The organism is Arthrobacter hankyongi (genome assembly GCF_022012395.1).
Taxonomy (GTDB): domain Bacteria; phylum Actinomycetota; class Actinomycetes; order Actinomycetales; family Micrococcaceae; genus Crystallibacter; species Crystallibacter hankyongi.
This window is the reverse complement of sequence record NZ_JAKLTQ010000033.1, coordinates 1-15,078: the sequence shown is the minus strand read 5'-3', so window position 1 is coordinate 15,078 and position 15,078 is coordinate 1. Positions and strand designations below refer to the sequence as shown.

The 15,078-nt window shown below is 69.5% G+C and carries 15 protein-coding genes and 2 riboswitches; of the genes, 8 read left to right on the top strand and 7 right to left on the bottom strand.

What is annotated here, in order from left to right; all coding sequences use genetic code 11:
- Position 1: 1 nt before the first annotated feature.
- From LVY72_RS23410 to LVY72_RS23395, 4 genes are read right to left on the bottom strand one after another with little or no spacing between them, the layout of a single operon-like run.
- On the bottom strand, positions 2–2,182 hold the full coding sequence (locus LVY72_RS23410) for an amylo-alpha-1,6-glucosidase (protein ID WP_237827290.1): 2,181 nt from the start codon (positions 2,180–2,182) through the stop codon (positions 2–4).
- Between the two features lie 52 nt (positions 2,183–2,234).
- On the bottom strand, positions 2,235–4,109 hold the full coding sequence (locus LVY72_RS23405; protein WP_237827289.1) for a glycogen debranching N-terminal domain-containing protein: 1,875 nt from the start codon (positions 4,107–4,109) through the stop codon (positions 2,235–2,237).
- A 21-nt stretch (positions 4,110–4,130) separates the two neighbouring features.
- Complete coding sequence (locus tag LVY72_RS23400) at positions 4,131–4,379, bottom strand: hypothetical protein (RefSeq protein ID WP_237827286.1); 249 nt, start codon at positions 4,377–4,379, stop codon at positions 4,131–4,133.
- On the bottom strand, positions 4,376–4,927 hold the full coding sequence (locus tag LVY72_RS23395; RefSeq protein ID WP_237827284.1) for a hypothetical protein: 552 nt from the start codon (positions 4,925–4,927) through the stop codon (positions 4,376–4,378). The genes LVY72_RS23400 and LVY72_RS23395 overlap by 4 nt, the downstream gene beginning before the upstream one ends.
- A 259-nt stretch (positions 4,928–5,186) precedes the next feature.
- On the opposite strand from LVY72_RS23395, the gene LVY72_RS23390 reads away from it, so the two are divergent.
- Positions 5,187–5,828 carry a GntR family transcriptional regulator gene (locus LVY72_RS23390; RefSeq protein ID WP_237827282.1) on the top strand — a complete coding sequence of 214 codons (642 nt, stop codon included), beginning with the start codon at positions 5,187–5,189 and terminating at the stop codon, positions 5,826–5,828.
- Positions 5,829–5,863: 35 nt separating this feature from the next.
- Here the strand turns inward: LVY72_RS23390 and LVY72_RS23385 are convergent, their stop codons facing one another.
- Entirely contained in the window at positions 5,864–7,837 is a 1,974-nt protein-coding gene (locus LVY72_RS23385) for an MFS transporter (RefSeq protein WP_237827280.1), read from the bottom strand.
- 157 nt (positions 7,838–7,994) lie between these two features.
- Here LVY72_RS23385 and LVY72_RS23380 point away from each other — a divergent pair, with 157 nt between their 5' ends.
- Together LVY72_RS23380 and LVY72_RS23375 are read left to right on the top strand one after the other, a co-directional pair.
- Positions 7,995–9,098: a M4 family metallopeptidase gene (locus LVY72_RS23380; protein WP_237827278.1), complete on the top strand. Its 1,104-nt coding sequence runs from the start codon at positions 7,995–7,997 to the stop codon at positions 9,096–9,098.
- Between the two features lie 41 nt (positions 9,099–9,139).
- A complete protein-coding gene (locus tag LVY72_RS23375; RefSeq protein WP_237827277.1) occupies positions 9,140–9,415 on the top strand; it encodes a protealysin inhibitor emfourin in 276 nt (91 codons plus the stop codon).
- Here LVY72_RS23375 and LVY72_RS23370 read toward each other — a convergent pair.
- Complete coding sequence (locus tag LVY72_RS23370; RefSeq protein WP_237827276.1) at positions 9,400–9,627, bottom strand: hypothetical protein; 228 nt, start codon at positions 9,625–9,627, stop codon at positions 9,400–9,402. The genes LVY72_RS23375 and LVY72_RS23370 overlap by 16 nt on opposite strands.
- A 153-nt stretch (positions 9,628–9,780) precedes the next feature.
- On the opposite strand from LVY72_RS23370, the gene LVY72_RS23365 reads away from it, so the two are divergent.
- From LVY72_RS23365 to pucL, 4 genes are all read left to right on the top strand, one after another.
- Positions 9,781–10,296, top strand: a complete 516-nt coding sequence (locus LVY72_RS23365) for a mycothiol transferase (protein ID WP_237827275.1) — start codon at positions 9,781–9,783, stop codon at positions 10,294–10,296.
- Positions 10,297–10,344: 48 nt separating this feature from the next.
- Positions 10,345–10,854, top strand: a complete 510-nt coding sequence (uraD, locus tag LVY72_RS23360; RefSeq protein ID WP_237827273.1) for a 2-oxo-4-hydroxy-4-carboxy-5-ureidoimidazoline decarboxylase — start codon at positions 10,345–10,347, stop codon at positions 10,852–10,854.
- 154 nt (positions 10,855–11,008) lie between these two features.
- Positions 11,009–11,341, top strand: a complete 333-nt coding sequence (gene uraH, locus LVY72_RS23355) for a hydroxyisourate hydrolase (RefSeq protein WP_237827271.1) — start codon at positions 11,009–11,011, stop codon at positions 11,339–11,341.
- Positions 11,342–11,344: 3 nt separating this feature from the next.
- Positions 11,345–12,286 carry a factor-independent urate hydroxylase gene (gene pucL, locus LVY72_RS23350; protein WP_237827269.1) on the top strand — a complete coding sequence of 314 codons (942 nt, stop codon included), beginning with the start codon at positions 11,345–11,347 and terminating at the stop codon, positions 12,284–12,286.
- Between the two features lie 19 nt (positions 12,287–12,305).
- Here pucL and LVY72_RS23345 read toward each other — a convergent pair whose 3' ends face one another.
- Positions 12,306–14,249: a transglycosylase domain-containing protein gene (locus tag LVY72_RS23345; RefSeq protein ID WP_237827266.1), complete on the bottom strand. Its 1,944-nt coding sequence runs from the start codon at positions 14,247–14,249 to the stop codon at positions 12,306–12,308.
- A gap of 344 nt (positions 14,250–14,593) precedes the next feature.
- A riboswitch (glycine riboswitch) is annotated at positions 14,594–14,688 on the top strand.
- Positions 14,689–14,800, top strand: a riboswitch (glycine riboswitch).
- 53 nt (positions 14,801–14,853) lie between these two features.
- Here LVY72_RS23345 and LVY72_RS23340 point away from each other — a divergent pair.
- On the top strand, positions 14,854–15,078 hold a 225-nt coding region (locus tag LVY72_RS23340; protein WP_237827263.1), incomplete at its 3' end, for a hypothetical protein.

Sequence of the window (15,078 nt, the reverse complement as noted above, 5' to 3'; positions counted from 1 at the left end):
CTCAGCTGCCGTCCCGTGAGCCGGAGGACTGCCGCAGCGACGCCTGCCGCACGGCCAGGAACTCGGACATCGCGGGACGGGCCTCGCGGCGCAGGGTGATCGCCGGGTCCAGCCCGTCCACGGACAGGTCGTCGCGGTCCGCGGCCAGGAACATCCGGCACCCGCCCAGCTGCACGTGGTCGGCTTCGAAGCTGCCGAAGCCATCGGGCAGCACCGGGTCCATCCACAGCTCGTCGGTGGGCAGGCAGGGGTCCATCCGCAGCAGGGCGCGCATCAGCAGCACCGGCGAGGCCGCCGCCCACGCCTGGGGCGAGCACGAGGTCGGATAGGGGATCGGGGCGGCGTAGTCGCTGCGGTCGAACCCGCAGAACAGTTCGGGCAGGCGGCCGTCGAACTCGGAGGCCGCCTCGAACAGGCCGGTGGCCACCCGGCGGGCCTCGTCCACGAATCCGTAGCGCATCAGCCCGGCCGTGACGATGGCGCTGTCATGCGGCCAGACGGAACCGTTGTGGTAGCTGACCGGATTGTAAGCGCCCATGTCCGAGGCCAGCGTCCGGATGCCCCAGCCGGTGAACATTTCCGGGGACATCAGCCGGGCCGCCACCTGCGCGGCCTTGTCGTCGTCCACGATGCCGCTCCACAGGCAGTGGCCCATGTTGGAGGCACAGGAGTCCACCGGGCGTTTGTCCCGGTCCAGCGCGATCGCATAGTAGCCCTTGTCCGGGAGCCAGAAGCGCTTGTTGAACTCCTCCTTGAACGCGGTGGCCCGCTGCTGCCACTCGGCGGCCAGTTGGATGTCCCCGGCAGACAGGGCCAGCATGGCGCGGCCGAGGTAGGCGCTGTAGACGTAGCCTTGCACCTCGCACAGCGCAATCGGGGCCTGGGCCAGGCTGCCGTCGGCGAAGTTGATCCCGTCCCAGGAGTCCTTCCACCCTTGGTTGATCAGGCCGTGGGACGTGGCCCGCTCGTACTCGACGAAGCCGTCGCCGTCGCGGTCCCCGTACTGCGCAATCCAGTCCAAGGCCCGGTCCGCATGGGGCAGCAGGTTGGCCAGGATGCCGCGGTCCAGTCCCCAGCGGTCCAGTTCGGCCAGCAGTGTCACGAACAGCGGCGTGGCGTCGGCGGTGCCGTAGTAGGCCGATCCGTTACCCAGTGCCAGGCCTGCCGTCACGCCCAGCCGGACCTCGTGCAGGATGCGTCCGGGTTCCTCTTCGGTGTCGGGATCAACCTTGGTGCCCTGCAGTTCGGCCAAGGTCTCCAGCGTGCCCCGGGCCATGGATGGATCGACCGGCAGCGCCATGTAGGAGGTCAGCAGCGAGTCCCGGCCGAAGAGCGCCATGAACCAGGGCGCCCCGGCGGCGACCACCGTCCGGCCCGGATGGTCCCGGTCGAAGATGCGCAGGGCGCCGAGGTCTTCGTGGCTGCGCCGCAGGGTCCGTTCGAAGCCGGGGTTGGTCAGGTTCAGTTCGGGGACATACCGCTCCCAGGCCTCGTACCGGCGGGCTGCCTCCAGTTCGGACGCTTCCATCGTGTGGATGAAGGTCCCGGGGGGCCGGTCGTGTTCGACCAGCGGAGTGATGATCAAGCTGGTCGACCACTGGCCACGCGGCGGGATGCTGACCTGGAACGAGACGGCGTCCTCATCGAGGTCGCCCCCGCGGCCGTGCACCGCGATGCCCCGGTGCCGGCCGTTGCGCACCGCCTCCAACCGCAGTTCCTCGCCCCGGACCTGGCGGGTCAGCTGCGTATCCGGGATCGACACGCCGCCCTTGACGTCGAACAGGTCGGCGAAATCCGCTTCCACGCCGACCCGGACGGTGCATTCGGCGGTCGTCCGGGAATAGTTGCGGACCGTGATGTCTTCGCGCACTCCCACACCTACCAGCCGTTCGCGTTCGACCACCAGCGGACTGTCCGCGTGCCCGTCGGCACGCCGGGCCCGGCCGACGAAGATGGCGCGGTAGGGCTCCAGGATCCGGGCGGACAGCGGCTCCAGCGGCTGTCCGTCCACCGTCAGCCGCCAGCCGGACAGGATCCGCGTGTCCTGGTAGAAGGCTCCCTGGGTCAGTTCGGGGTGGATGTCCCCACTGGGTGAGGAAATGCAGAAGGACGAGCCCTCCACCACCGTCACGGCGCCGGCACCCGAGGGCCCTGCGGCCGTGTCCGCGTTCCATCCGCTCATCAGCTTGCTCCTTCTGCGGTTCGGAGGTTCTGCACAGCCTGGGCCGGGACAGTCAGCCCAGCACGTTGAACCCGCCCAGAGCCAGCGCCACCGGCACCGCCGAAGCGGCCGCCCAGGCCTGCGGCCGGGTGGCCGAGGGGTGCGGAACGGGTGGCCAGACTTCCTGGGTGGAGTGGCCGGAGAACATGGAAGGCAGCCGCCAGCCGAAGCCTTCGGCGGCATTGAGCAGCCCCGAGGCCAGCAGGGCCGCCTCGTCCGCAAAGCCGGAGCGGAGCATGCCCATCACGGTCCAGGCACTGTCATGGGTCCAGACCGCTCCGGCGTGGGTGCGCAGCGGCCAGTACGCCGCGTTGGTGGTGGAGAGGGTCCGGATCCCGTATCCGGAGAACAGGGCCGGGTGCATCAGCCGGCCCACCACCGCGGCGGTCTCGTCCCCGTCGAGCAGGCCGGTGCCCAGCAGATGGCCCATGCTGGAACCGATGCCGTCCACCGGTTCCTTGTCCGCGTCCAGGGCCATGGCGGGATAGGGGCCGAAGTCGTCCGAGCACCAGAATTGTTCGCGGAAATTGTCCTTCAGTTCGGCGGCGTAGGTCAGCCACTGCCGGGCCTGGTCGCCGCTGTGGAAATGCTCCAGCAGGGCGGCACCGCAGAGGGCCGCTTCGTGGGCGTAGGCCTGGATTTCCGGCAGTGCGAGCGGGCCCTTGGCCGGGGCCCCGTCGTGCCAGCGCAGCGCGTCCGGGGTTTCCTTCCAGCCATAGTGGGCCACGCCGTCGCCGGTCTCATCCAGATGCTCCAGGAAGCCGTCGCCGTCGGGGTCGCCATAATCGCGCAGCCAGCCCAGCGCCGCCTGCAGGTGGGGCAGCAGCGCCGCCACCTCGGCCTCCGGCATGCCCGCCTGCCAGGTGTCGTGCAGCAGGCACACCCACAACGCGGTGGCGTCCATGCCGCCGTAGTAGTTGTAGTACACCGGGGGCAGCAGGGTGAACTGCCGCCGGAATTCGTGCACGATCTTGCCCGGCTCTTCGGCGGTCTCCGGGTCCACTTTCGTCCCCTGGCGCGCGGCCAGCGCGCGCAGGGTGCCGGCCGCCAGTTCCCGGTTGACCGGCAGCAGCATCCTGGCGGCGATCAGCGCGTCCCGTCCGTACAAGGTCAGGTGCCACGGTGCGCCGGCGGCCAGGAACGCGTCGCCGGGAGCCTGGGCGTCCGCCAGGCGCAGGCTGTTCAGGTCGCTCATCGAGGTGCTCATGAGCCGCTGCAGCCGCGGTTCCCCCGACGTTGCCGGGGTCAGCAGCGGCCCGCCCCCGGCCGCCCGCAGCGGTGCGCCGGCGTCTGTCAGCTCCAGCGACCAGCCAAGTTCGACGGCGTGTCCGGGCGCCAGTTCGATGCTCCAGTCGAGCAGCAGCAGGCTGCCGTCGACGTCGATGGCAGCCCCGTCGGCCGTGAGGGCGGCGATGGTGTCGGCATCCCGCCAATGCCACCGGCTGCCGCCCGGGGCGATGCCACCGGTGGAGAAGGTGTTGCCCTGCTGGATCTGTTCCGTCGTGGAGGAGTCCGCCACCAGTTCCAGCTGTACCGCCAGCCGCACCGTGTAGGGCAGGCCGGACTTGAAGCTCAGGGACTCGGACAGCCGGCCGGCCTGTGCGGTCCGGGTCCGGACGACCCACACCACCGGGTCCGCATCGCTGCCGGGAACCCGGACCGTGTAGAGGTACTCGGCCACCGTGGCGGAACGGACCTGGCTGGAGATCCACTGTGGCTCGATCCCGTCCACGCGCAGCAGGCAGCGGGCCAGCACCCGGGCCATGCCGAAGTACACGCCCTGCGCGCCCTGGCCGCGGATCTGGCCCTGCGGCTCTGACCAGGCCTGCAGCGGCGCAGCAACCAGCGCGGCAAGATGATGAAGGTACGGCTGGCTCTCTGCAGACATCGCTCCTCCGCGGGCCGGGAATTATTCGGGGGACCCGCCCGGGGTCCAGGTCAGAGTGATGGCGACGCCGTCCGTTGTTTCGGTCACCGTCAGGCGCAGGTCTTCGCCGAAGAGCGCGGCGTGGCTGCTGCCGGCCAGGCTGAGCTGGGTCGCGAGCGCAGAGGTGGCCGCAGCCATCGCCCGGCCCCAGTCGTGGGGCTCTTTGCTGTTGGACTCAGCGCTCGCCTGGTAGACGGTGCCCGTCGCCACCCGTTCGTCCGCACCGTTCATGCCGGACGGCCGTCGTCCGTCCGCTGCGGCGGGGCCGCAGTGCCGGTTCCGGAGACGGTGCCCCGTTCGGGAATATCCTGCCCCGTGTCCGGGGGGACCTCGGTGTGGTGTGCCGGTGCCGGCTCCGGCTCGGCGACCGTGTCCGTGTCCGGCTGCCCGGTATCCGGCGGTATGGAGCCGTCACGGGCGGTGTCCCGGGCGCTGTCCGGATCCAGCTCCGACGCCTGCCTCAGTTGCTCCTCGGCCTGTTGGTGGCTGCTCTGCGCGTCCGCGGCGTGCCGTTCGGCCTGCAGCCGCATCTTCTCTGCCTCGGCCTCGGCCTGCTGTGCTTCGGCTTCCGCCTGCCGGGCCGCGGCGTCGCGCTCCCGGGCCTGAAGATCCGCACTCTGTGCGGTTTCGCGCAGTTCGCTGGCCTGCCTGCGGTCGGCTTCCCGCTGCTCTTCGACCCGCGCGGCCGCGCGTTTGCGGCCCAGAGCCGCGAGGATGGCCACGACTGCGATGACCACGAGGATGGCAACGATGATCCAAACCAGTTGGGCTGTGTCCATAACAGCTACCGCCTGCTTTCGCTATGGGATAGAGCTATCTCCAGTAAACCCCCAAGCCTGCGTCCACGCCATGGGCCGGACCGGCCGAACGCTTCCGGCCCCGGGGCCGGAAGGTGATCCTGCGGCACGCCATTGTGACGCAGGTCTCCCTAAGACTAGGATTCGAAATGCATTCTTTCCAGTCTTCGGTGAAAATTACTGTTCCGTGACGGCGCGCAGTCCGTATGGACCGGCTGCGCCGCACCGGCAGGAGGTGCGCATGCGCGAGGAAGCTTCCCGGACGCGTCGTGACGCGGTGGGGCAGTACCTGCGGGATGAGATCCTCGCCGGGGCCTTGCCGCCGGGCACGCCCATCAAGGACGCGGAACTGGCCCGGGACCTGAACCTGAGCATCACCCCGGTGCGTGAGGCGATCACGCAGCTGATCAGCGAGGGCCTGATCGAGGCACTGCCGAACAAGCGCCGGCGGGTCACCGTGGTCAGCGACCGCAATGCCGTGGAGCTGGTGGAGGTGCTCGGCATCGTCGTCGCCGCGGTGATGGAGCGGGCGGCGACGCGGCTGGATGCCGGGCAGGTGGAGGTGATGTCGGAGGCGGTCCAGCGCCAGCGCCGGCTGCTCGCCGCCGGTGACATCCCGGGCTCGCGCAAGGCGGCGCTGGACCTGCTGGACGTCCTGGTCAGCGCCGCCGATCACGCGGAGCTGCGGTCCCTGAGCGAACTGGTGGTCTACCGGGCGCTGGCCCGGCTGCATCTGCACCCGTACCCTGACCTGTTCGAGACCTGGACCGAGGGCTGGGAGGAGACCATCCGCTACCTGGGCGCCGGGGACGCCGACGCCGCCGTGCAGCGGGTGAACAAAATGTTCTGGATCATCGCTGCCCGGCTGCGGGACGAAAGCTGACCTTCCGGCACAAAGGTCCGCCTGCCTGCGGGACTTCAGCCGCGCGGCAGGGCCGTGCCCACCAGTTCCAGGTTCACCACCGCGGACTCGGCGCCCGAGACAACCTTGCGGGAATGGGTGTGGAAGGTTTCCGCCTCGACGGCGGTCAGGATATACCGGCCCGGCGGCGGCAGCGGCAGCTCGTAGTGCCCGCTGCGGTCCGTCCGGGTCGAAGCGACGAACTCGCCCGAGCCCGCACTGAGGGCCACCAGCGCGCCCGGCAGGGATTCGCCGTCGCGCAGCACCCAGCCGGAGAGCGAAAGCCGGTGGCGCAGGTGGATGCGTTCCTCGTGGTCCGCCTCGGTGAATTCCACCACCCTGGACCGCGGCACCCAGCCGTCGGCGCTGGCCACGACCAGGTACTCGCCGGCCCCGGGCAGGGCCAGCGAAAACCTGCCGTCGGCGTCGGCGCGGCTCCAGTCCACCGGCTCGCCGGTGGTCTTCATCACGGTGGCGACGGCGTGCGGGATCGGCTTCTCGTCCCCGGTCAGCACACAGCCATGAACCACCGTTTCCGCGCTTTCGCCGGCCGGGGTGACCGCCGGCTGCGCGGCCCCGGGGACTTCGGCCGGCACCCGCTCCGGCCGCGGAATGAACCATACGACGGCGCAGGAACCCAGCGATGCCAGCGCCGCGTTCCAGAACACATCCTGGAACGCGGCCAGGGCCGGCACCTGCGTGCCGCCGTAGGCAACGGTCACCGATGACAGGACGACGGCGACGACGGCGCTGGAGGTGGACGTGCCGATGGCGCGCAGCAGCGCGTTGAGCCCGTTGGCGGACGCTGTTTCCGTGATGGGCACATTGGCCATGATCAGGTTGGGCATGGCGGCGTACGCGACCGCCGAACCGATGCTGACCACCGTGGCACCGAGGATGACGGCCCAGAGGGAATCGGTGAAGAACACCCGGCCGACGTACCCGGCCGCCATCACGGCCGAGCCGGCGAAGAGTGTTGGCTTGCCGCCGAAGCGGTTGATCAGGGCGCCGGACACCGGCGAGAACAGCACCATGGCCAGTCCCGAGGGAATCATCGCCACCCCGGCGGCAATGGGGCTCAGGCCAAAGCCGTAGCCGGTGCCGGCCGGAAGCTGCAGCTGCTGGGTGCTCAGCAGCATGTTGGCAAAAAGCGCGAAGCCCACCATGACCGAGGCGATGTTCGTCAGCAGCACGGGGCGGCGGCCGGAGGTGCGCAGATCCACCAGCGGCTGGCTCACCTTGAGCGAATAAGGGAACCAGGCGGCCAGCACCACCGCAGTGAGGACAAACAGCAGCAGCACCGGTTCGCTGCCCCAGCCCCAGCTGCCGCCCTTGGAAATGGCCAGCAGCAGGGCGGTGAGCGCCACCGAGAGCAGGACCGCCCCCGGGTAGTCGAAGCGCCCGCCCGCCTTGACCTCGGATTCGGACACGACCGTCAGGACCGCGCCGAGCAGGACGAGGCCGGCCACGGCAGAGAGCCAGAAAATGGTCTCCCAGCCGGCTTTCTCGAAGAGCCAGCCGCCCAGCGGCAGGCCAAGGGCACCGCCGATCCCCAGGGTTGCGCTCATGATGGCCACGGCCGAATTGACCTTGTCCCTGGGCAGCTCATCGCGCATGATGCTGATGCCGACCGGGATCAGGGCCGAGGAGAAGCCCTGCAGTGCCCGGCCCGCCACCAGCGGCGCAAAGCCAGCGCCGGTGGCCGCCACCACCGAACCGGCGGTCATGAGCAGGATGCAGACGACCATCATCCGGCGCTTGCCGAACATATCCGCCAGCCGCGAGACAATCGGCGTCGCCACCGCAGAGGTGAGCAGGGTGGCCGTCACCAGCCAGGACACGTTCTCGGCGCTCAGCCCGAACAGCCGCTGGAAGTCCGGCAGCAGGGGCACCACCATGGTCTGCATCAGGGAGACCACGGTGCCGGACAGGCACAGGACCGTAATGACAGCCCAGACGGGCATGCGCTGGCGGGCGGAGGAGCGGGGCATGGGAATTCCTTGGCTTAAGTCACGCTGCGGCCACTGCGGCCCTGTCAAAAATGTACACCGCGCCCTGCCGCGCCCCGGTCCGGCGGGGCGGCCCGAAGTTGTCGGCAGCGGCGCCTAGGCTGGTCGCAACCCGGGAGGTCCCCGAGCGGAGGTCACCATGCACTGTTACATCGTTCCGCCCTACCTGCTGCGCCGGATTGCCCGGCTGGCCCCGGAGAGCCTGCAGCCGGCTGCCGAGGCGGCCCGCCGGGCGCTGGTCCGCACGGCCGGGCTGAGCCGGACCCGGCGCGCCAAGGTCCAGCTGCTGTCCGCGGCTGCCCCGGCACCGGCGCTGCCCGGTGCCGCCCAGCTGCCCGGCCCTCAGGCCGTACCCGGGCCGGCCGGCTGGCCGGAACTGGCGCCGGAACGGCTGATCAGCGATGCCAGGCATACCGGGCGGCTGCCCGGCCAGCGGGTGCGCGGCGAAGGGGATCCCGCGGCCGCCGACCCTGCGGCCAACGAGGCCTACGACGGGCTCGGCTCCACCTTCGAGCTGTTTGCCCGCGCCTACGGACGCAACTCGCTGGACGATGCCGGCGAAGTGCTCCGCGCCACCGTCCACTACGGCCAGGACTATGACAACGCGTTCTGGAACGGCACCCGGATGGTGTTCGGGGATGGGGACGGACAGATCTTCCGGCGGTTCACCGGCTCGTTGTCGGTGATCGGCCACGAACTGACGCACGGGGTCACCCAGTACACCGCCAACCTCGCCTATCGGGGACAGCCCGGGGCCCTGAACGAATCAGTCTCGGACGTGTTCGCGGCCCTGGTCGAACAGTATGCGCGCCGCCAGACGGCGGCGGAGGCGAGCTGGCTGATCGGAGCGGGGCTGTTCACTGACCGGGTCAACGGCGTGGCGCTGCGCTCGCTGAAGGAGCCCGGCACCGCCTATGACGACGAGGTCCTGGGCAAGGACCCGCAGCCGGGCACGATGGCGGGCTATGTCCGCACCGCGGATGATTACGGCGGCGTCCATGTGAACTCCGGCATCCCCAACCGGGCCTTCGCCCTGCTGGCCCTGCGCCTGGGCGGTTATGCCTGGGAACGGGCCGGGTTGATCTGGTATGACGCGCTGATCGGGCCCGAGGTGGGCGCACAGACGGATTTTGCCGGCTTTGCCCGGGCCACTGAATCCGCGGCCGTGAAGCGGTACGGTAGGGAATCGGAGGAGCACGCCGCGCTGGCGGCGGCCTGGGCCCAGGTGGGCATCATGGACTGAAACAGGCGCCGGGCAGCCGGGGCCCGGGACGGGCGGTGGCGATGAGGATCTCGGTCAGGCGCACCGGAGGGTTCGCGGGGCTGAGCACGGGCTGGGCCGTGGAAGTCGGCGCCGATGAACTCGAGCGGGACTGGCAGGACGCCATTGAGGCATGCCCCTGGGAGGAAACCGCGGACCGGCAGGACCAGCCGGACCGCTACCTGTATGACATCCGGGCCGGGGAACGCCGGGTGACGCTGACCGAACAGCAGGTCACCGGCCCGTGGCTGAGCCTGGTCGACATGACCCGCCGGGCGGCCGCTCAGCAGTCGGGCTGAACCAGCCAGAGGCTGAACTCCTGCTGGTCCAGGATCCGGCGCGCCCCGTGGCCGGCTTCCAGGATCCAGACGATACCCAGCCGCGGGGCGGTATCCACCACGTGGCCACGGTAACGGACAGCGTTCAGGTCCCGGGCCTCGATTTCCATGCCGGGCCGCAGCCGGGACAGATCGTGCAGGCGGACCGGACGGGTCGCGGCTTCCAGAGTCAAGGCTGGCCTCCTGTCAGGGGGTACCGGCGGATCGGCCGGATATAAGCCACCATGGTGGCCCGGCGCTGTTGCGATTGCGTTTCGCGCAGGTAAGGACCGGGTAAGGAATGCGGAACAGGCCACCGGCCGCCGGAAGCGTCGTAGGCTGGCAGCATGAAATTCAACGACCTGCTGATCGACGCCTTCGGCCGGGCCCGGGAGGGTGTGCATGCGGTCCTTGAGGACCTTGCCCCCGAACAGCTTGCGATACGCCCCGGGGGAGGCGGCAACTCCATCGGCTGGCTCATCTGGCACCTGACGCGCATCCAGGACGACCACATCGCCGATGTCGCCGGCACCGAGCAGCAATGGTTGGCCCAGGACTGGGTGGGGCGGTTCGGGCTGCCCTTTCAGGCCGGGGACACCGGGTACGGACACAGCTCGGCCCAAGTGGACCAGGCCCGGATCCGCTCCGCCGCGCTGCTGCGGGAGTACTTCGATGCGGTACACGCCGGCACCGTCCGGTTCCTGCGGTCGCTGGCGGAGGAAGACCTGGACCGGATCGTGGATACCCGCTGGGATCCGCCGGTCACCTTGGGCGTGCGGCTGGTCAGCGTGGTGGATGACTGCCTGGAACACTGCGGCCAGGCCGCCTATGTTAAGGGCCTGATTGGACGGGTCGAAGCCTAGCCGGCCGGGACGTCGACGCTGCCAGCGGACGAGGAGGCAGGAGGAGCCATGGACCTGGAGACATTTAATCAGGCGGAGCCGGCCCGGGCCGCCCGGTTCCTGGCACCGTGCGTGCCGATCGAGTCCTGGCAGCGCCGGCTGATCGCCGGCCGGCCCTACTCCAGCCGGCAGGAGCTGCTCGAGGCCGCCCGCCGGCAGGCACACAGCTGGAGCGATGCCGAGGTGGACGCCGCGCTGGCACACCATCCGCGGATCGGGCAGCAGCCGGCCGCCGCCGGGCTCAGCGGAGCGGAGGCCGGGCACTCCCGCCGGGAACAGGCCGCCGTCGGCAGCGGCGCGGACACGGCCGAGCTCTGGCGGCAGGCCAACCGCGACTACGAGGACCGGTTCGGCCGGATCTTCCTGATCCGCGCTGCCGGCCGCAGCCAGCAGGAGTTGCTCGCCAGCCTGCAGGAACGACTGCGCAACGACCCGGCCACCGAGGCCCGGGTGCGGGCCGGCCAGCTGGCCGAAATCGCGCTGCTGCGGCTGCAGGCCCAGCTGGAGGAGCCGGACTGATCCTCCCGCAGTCCCGTTGTTCCCGCAGCGAGGTTCCTGTGGAGCATCCTCCTCCATAGAATCGTGCCAGCGTAGGCGCACCGCTCCACGCAGCGGCGGGTGGGAGCAGCAACCCTCCGCACAGTGCAGGGCAGCAGCCCGGAAAGGGGACACGATGGCCGCCAGCCACGTCAGCACCCACGTCCTGGACAGTGCCACCGGCCGCCCGGCCGCCGGCATCGCCGTCGTGCTCGAATCCGCCGCCGGCACCCGGCTGGCGGCGGCGGTCACGGACTCGGACGGCCGGGCCAATGGGCTCGGTCCCGAGCGGCTCGAGCCCGGGACCTACCGCCTGGTGTTCGCCACCGGCGACTACTTCGGCGCCCGCGGCCAGGAGACCTTCTTCCCGGAGGTGGGCATTGTGTTCCGCGTCGCGGCGGATGCCGGGCACTACCACGTGCCGCTGCTGCTGAGCCCGTTCGCCTATTCGACCTACCGAGGGAGCTGACCAATGGGCACCGGGGACATCGAGGACCGGCCCGCTGCCGGAGACCGTTCCGGCATCGTGCTGGGCAGCAACCAGTACGGCAAGGCCGAGGTCCGTGTGGTGCGCATCGAGCGGGACACCGCGCGGCACCGGATCGCGGACCTGAACGTCACGTCGCTGCTGCGCGGGGACTATGAGGAGTGCTACCGCGGGGGCGACAACGCCCATGTGCTGGCCACCGACACCCAGAAGAACACCATCTACGCCTTCGCCAAGGAGTACGGGATCAGCTCGCCGGAGGAGTTCCTGCTGACCCTCGGCCGGCATTTCACCGGCTCCGTGCCCTGGACCACCGGCGGGCGCTGGGAGGCCGAGCAGTTCGGCTGGGAACGGATTCCGGTGCAGGGCCGGGGGCACGACCACTCCTTCGTGCGCACCGGGCAGGAGGTCCGCACGGCCGCGGTGACCATTGCCGACGGCGTCGAGCACGTGCTCGGCGGGCTCAAGGACCTGCTGGTGCTCAAGTCCACCGGCAGCGAGTTCCACGGCTTTCCGCGGGACAAGTACACCACCCTGCCCGAGACCACCGACCGGATCCTGGCCACCTCGGTCACCGCCCGGTGGCGCTTCCTGCCGGCGGCCGGTGCGGACTATGACGCCAGCTACGCGGCGGTCAAGGCGCTGCTGCTGGAAACCTTCGCGCAGACCCATTCGCTCTCCCTGCAGCAGACCATCTTCGCCATCGGCGAGCGCATCCTGCAGGAACGGGCGGAGCTGGCGGAGATCCGGTTCGTCATGCCCAACAAGCACCATTACCTGATGGACCTCGGCCCGTTCGGACTGCAGAACAACAATGAGGTGTTCATCGTCGGGGACCGTCCCTACGGGCTGATGAACACCGCCGTCACGCGCGCCGGCCAGGCCGAGGCACCCGCCGCCTGGGAGTGGCTGGCCGGATTCTGCTAGGCGGCGGCTGCCCCGGCCATCACGGCCGGGGCAGCCGGACCTCCTTCCGGCCCCGGAGCGCGCCTTCCATGGTGGCTTTCCAGACCGGGCCGGCCACCTCGGCGCCGGTCAGGTCGTAGTAGGTGGTGCCGAAGGCCTGGACCCGGGTGAGTGGATGCCGGGTTCCGCCGCGCGGATCGCCCAGCCAGACGGCGGCGATGAGCTGCGGGGTGCCGCCGACGATCCAGTTGGCCGCGAAATCGTTGGTGGTTCCGGTCTTGGCGCCTGCATCCCGGCCCGCGGGAGGGCCCAGCTGCGCCAAGGTCCCGGTGGGCTTGAAGGGTTCCCTCAGGATGCTGGCCACGGTGTTGGCCACGGAGCGGCTGATCGCCTTATGGCAGCCGGACTTCGGAACCGGGAGTCTTTCCTTGGTCTCGGTACGGACCGCCTTGATGACCGTCACCGGCGTGCAGACCACCCCGCCGCTCATAAAGGCGGCATAGGCGTTGGCCATCTCCAGCGGGGACACTTCGTAGGCGCCGAGGGCGAGCGAGGCCTCCCGCCCGGTCAGTTGATCGACCGGCAGGGAGGAGATGCCCAGCCGGCGGGCCATCTTGGCCGTGTTGATGACGCCGACGCGTTCGATAAGGCGGACAAAGTACACATTCACCGAGCTGCGGATGGCCTTGTAGGCGTTGATCACTCCGTAATTGCGGTTGCCGTAGTTGACGTAGCCGCCGCGCGGATTGTCGATTTTTGCCGAGCGATAGGGGCCGTTGGCCCGCAGCCGGGTGGAGGGTGGGATGCCCTGGCTCAGCGCCGTGGCCAGCACGATCGGCTTCATTGACGAACCCACCTGGAATCCGCGCTTGGCGTAGACCACCTCGGTTTTGCCCTTGCCCTGGCCCCATTCGCGGTTCTGCGCGATGGCGGCGATATGGCCGGTGCCCGGCACCACGACGGCGGTGCCCAGCGCGACCCGGTTGTTGTTGCCCAGTGCCTTTTCGACGGCGGCCTGGGCGGCCTTGGCCGCCTGCGGATCCAACGCCGTCGTCAGTGTTATGCCGCCCTGGGCCAGGAGTGCGCGGCGGGCTGCGGGGGTCCGCCCGAACGCCGGGTTGGTCAGGATTTCCTCGCGGACCAGTTCGCAGTAGAAGGGGTAGGTGGACCCGGCGCAGCCGGACGGCATGGCACCGCGCTTGACGCCCAGCGGCTTCGCGCTGGCGGCGCGGGCCTGTTCAGGGGTCAGCACACCCTGGCGCTGGAGCACCGTCAGCACGATGTTCCGCCGTTCGGTGGCCGCAGCGGGGTGGGCGAACGGGTCATAGGTGACCGGGCCCTTGAGCAGGCCGACCAGCAGGGCGGACTGGACGTGGTTCAGCTTGGCCGCCGTCGTATTGAAGTAGGCGTGGGCCGCGGCCTCCACCCCGTAGGCGCCGTTGCCGAAGTAGACGGTGTTCATGTACCGGGTGAGGATCTCGCCCTTGGACAGCTTCTGCTCCAGGGCGAGGGCATACTTGGCCTCGCGGATCTTGGCATTGTAGGTGTACCCGGCCCCCACCATCTCCTCGGTGCCGTTGCGGGCGTTGTTGACCAGGATGTTCTGGACCAGCTGCTGGGTGATGGTCGAAGCGCCCTGGATGTCCTCATTGGCCAGGTTGTGGAGCAGCGCCCGGGTGACACCCCAGGGGTCGACCCCATGGTGCTCGTAGAAGCGGGCGTCCTCGGTGGCAACCAGTGATTCCTGGAACGCCTTGGACACCTGGCTCTGCTTCACCTCGACCCGGTTCTCGCTGTAGAAGCGGGCGAATTCCTTGCCGTTCTTATCCAGCACCACCGTGTGCTGGGCCAGCGGGCGGTCCACCGGCAAATCGGTCGGCAGTTCGTCCCACAGGTTCAAAACCGTGTTGCCGGCGGCGGACAGGCCCACGGCCGTCGGCGCCGCGATCGATCCGACCGCCAGGGCAATAAATGCGACCCACACCGTCCAACGGCCGATCCGCCCCCATTCGCCGCGCTTCTTCGCCCGGTCGTCCGGCCGCGCCGACGGCTCAGCGGGATCAACTCGTCCAGGCTTCCTTCGTCCCCATCGCCACATAGCCGTTATGTGGGAAATCCAGCGTCAGCGGGGCCATAGGGCAGGGGCCTTGGGGCGCCGCTGGTTCCCCCACACCCCTCCTTCGCCAGAGATGAAGCAGTTATCAGAAGCGTAAGCTGACGGCGCGGTGTTGAATAGGGTCCCGGCCGCCATCCTGCCGGCGGCGGCCGCCTTGTTGGAAGCCGCCGCCAACGGCTAGGATTTACCCAGCCATAATTGAATAACGCCTTCGACATGCGGCGGGAGAGTCCTGCTTAATTAAGCAGGCGCCGTAGGAGCAATACCTCCCCAGGAATCTCTCAGGCCCCTGTACCGCCGCGGACAGGCAACTCTGGAAAGCAGTCTCCGGCTCAGCGGCCGGACTCACCGACGGTGCAAGCGCAGCCTGTGGACAGGCGGTGCGGAATCTCTCAGGTCCAAGACACAGAGCGGGGAGGAACCCACACCAACAGGTATGCACGCATACCGGCGAATAACTGGAGTTCCTTTCATGACGGTTCAACCCACCATCGCTGCCTTTGCCGACCGCCACATCGGGCCCCGCGGCAACGATGCCGAGCTGATGCTCAAGCAGCTTGGATACGACAGCCTCGACGCCCTCGTGGACACTGCTGTGCCGGCCGACATCCGCCAGCAGGCTCCGCTCGAACTGCCGTCGGCCCGCAGCGAGTCCGAGGTTCTGGCGGACCTGCGGGCGCTCGCGGCCAAAAACGTC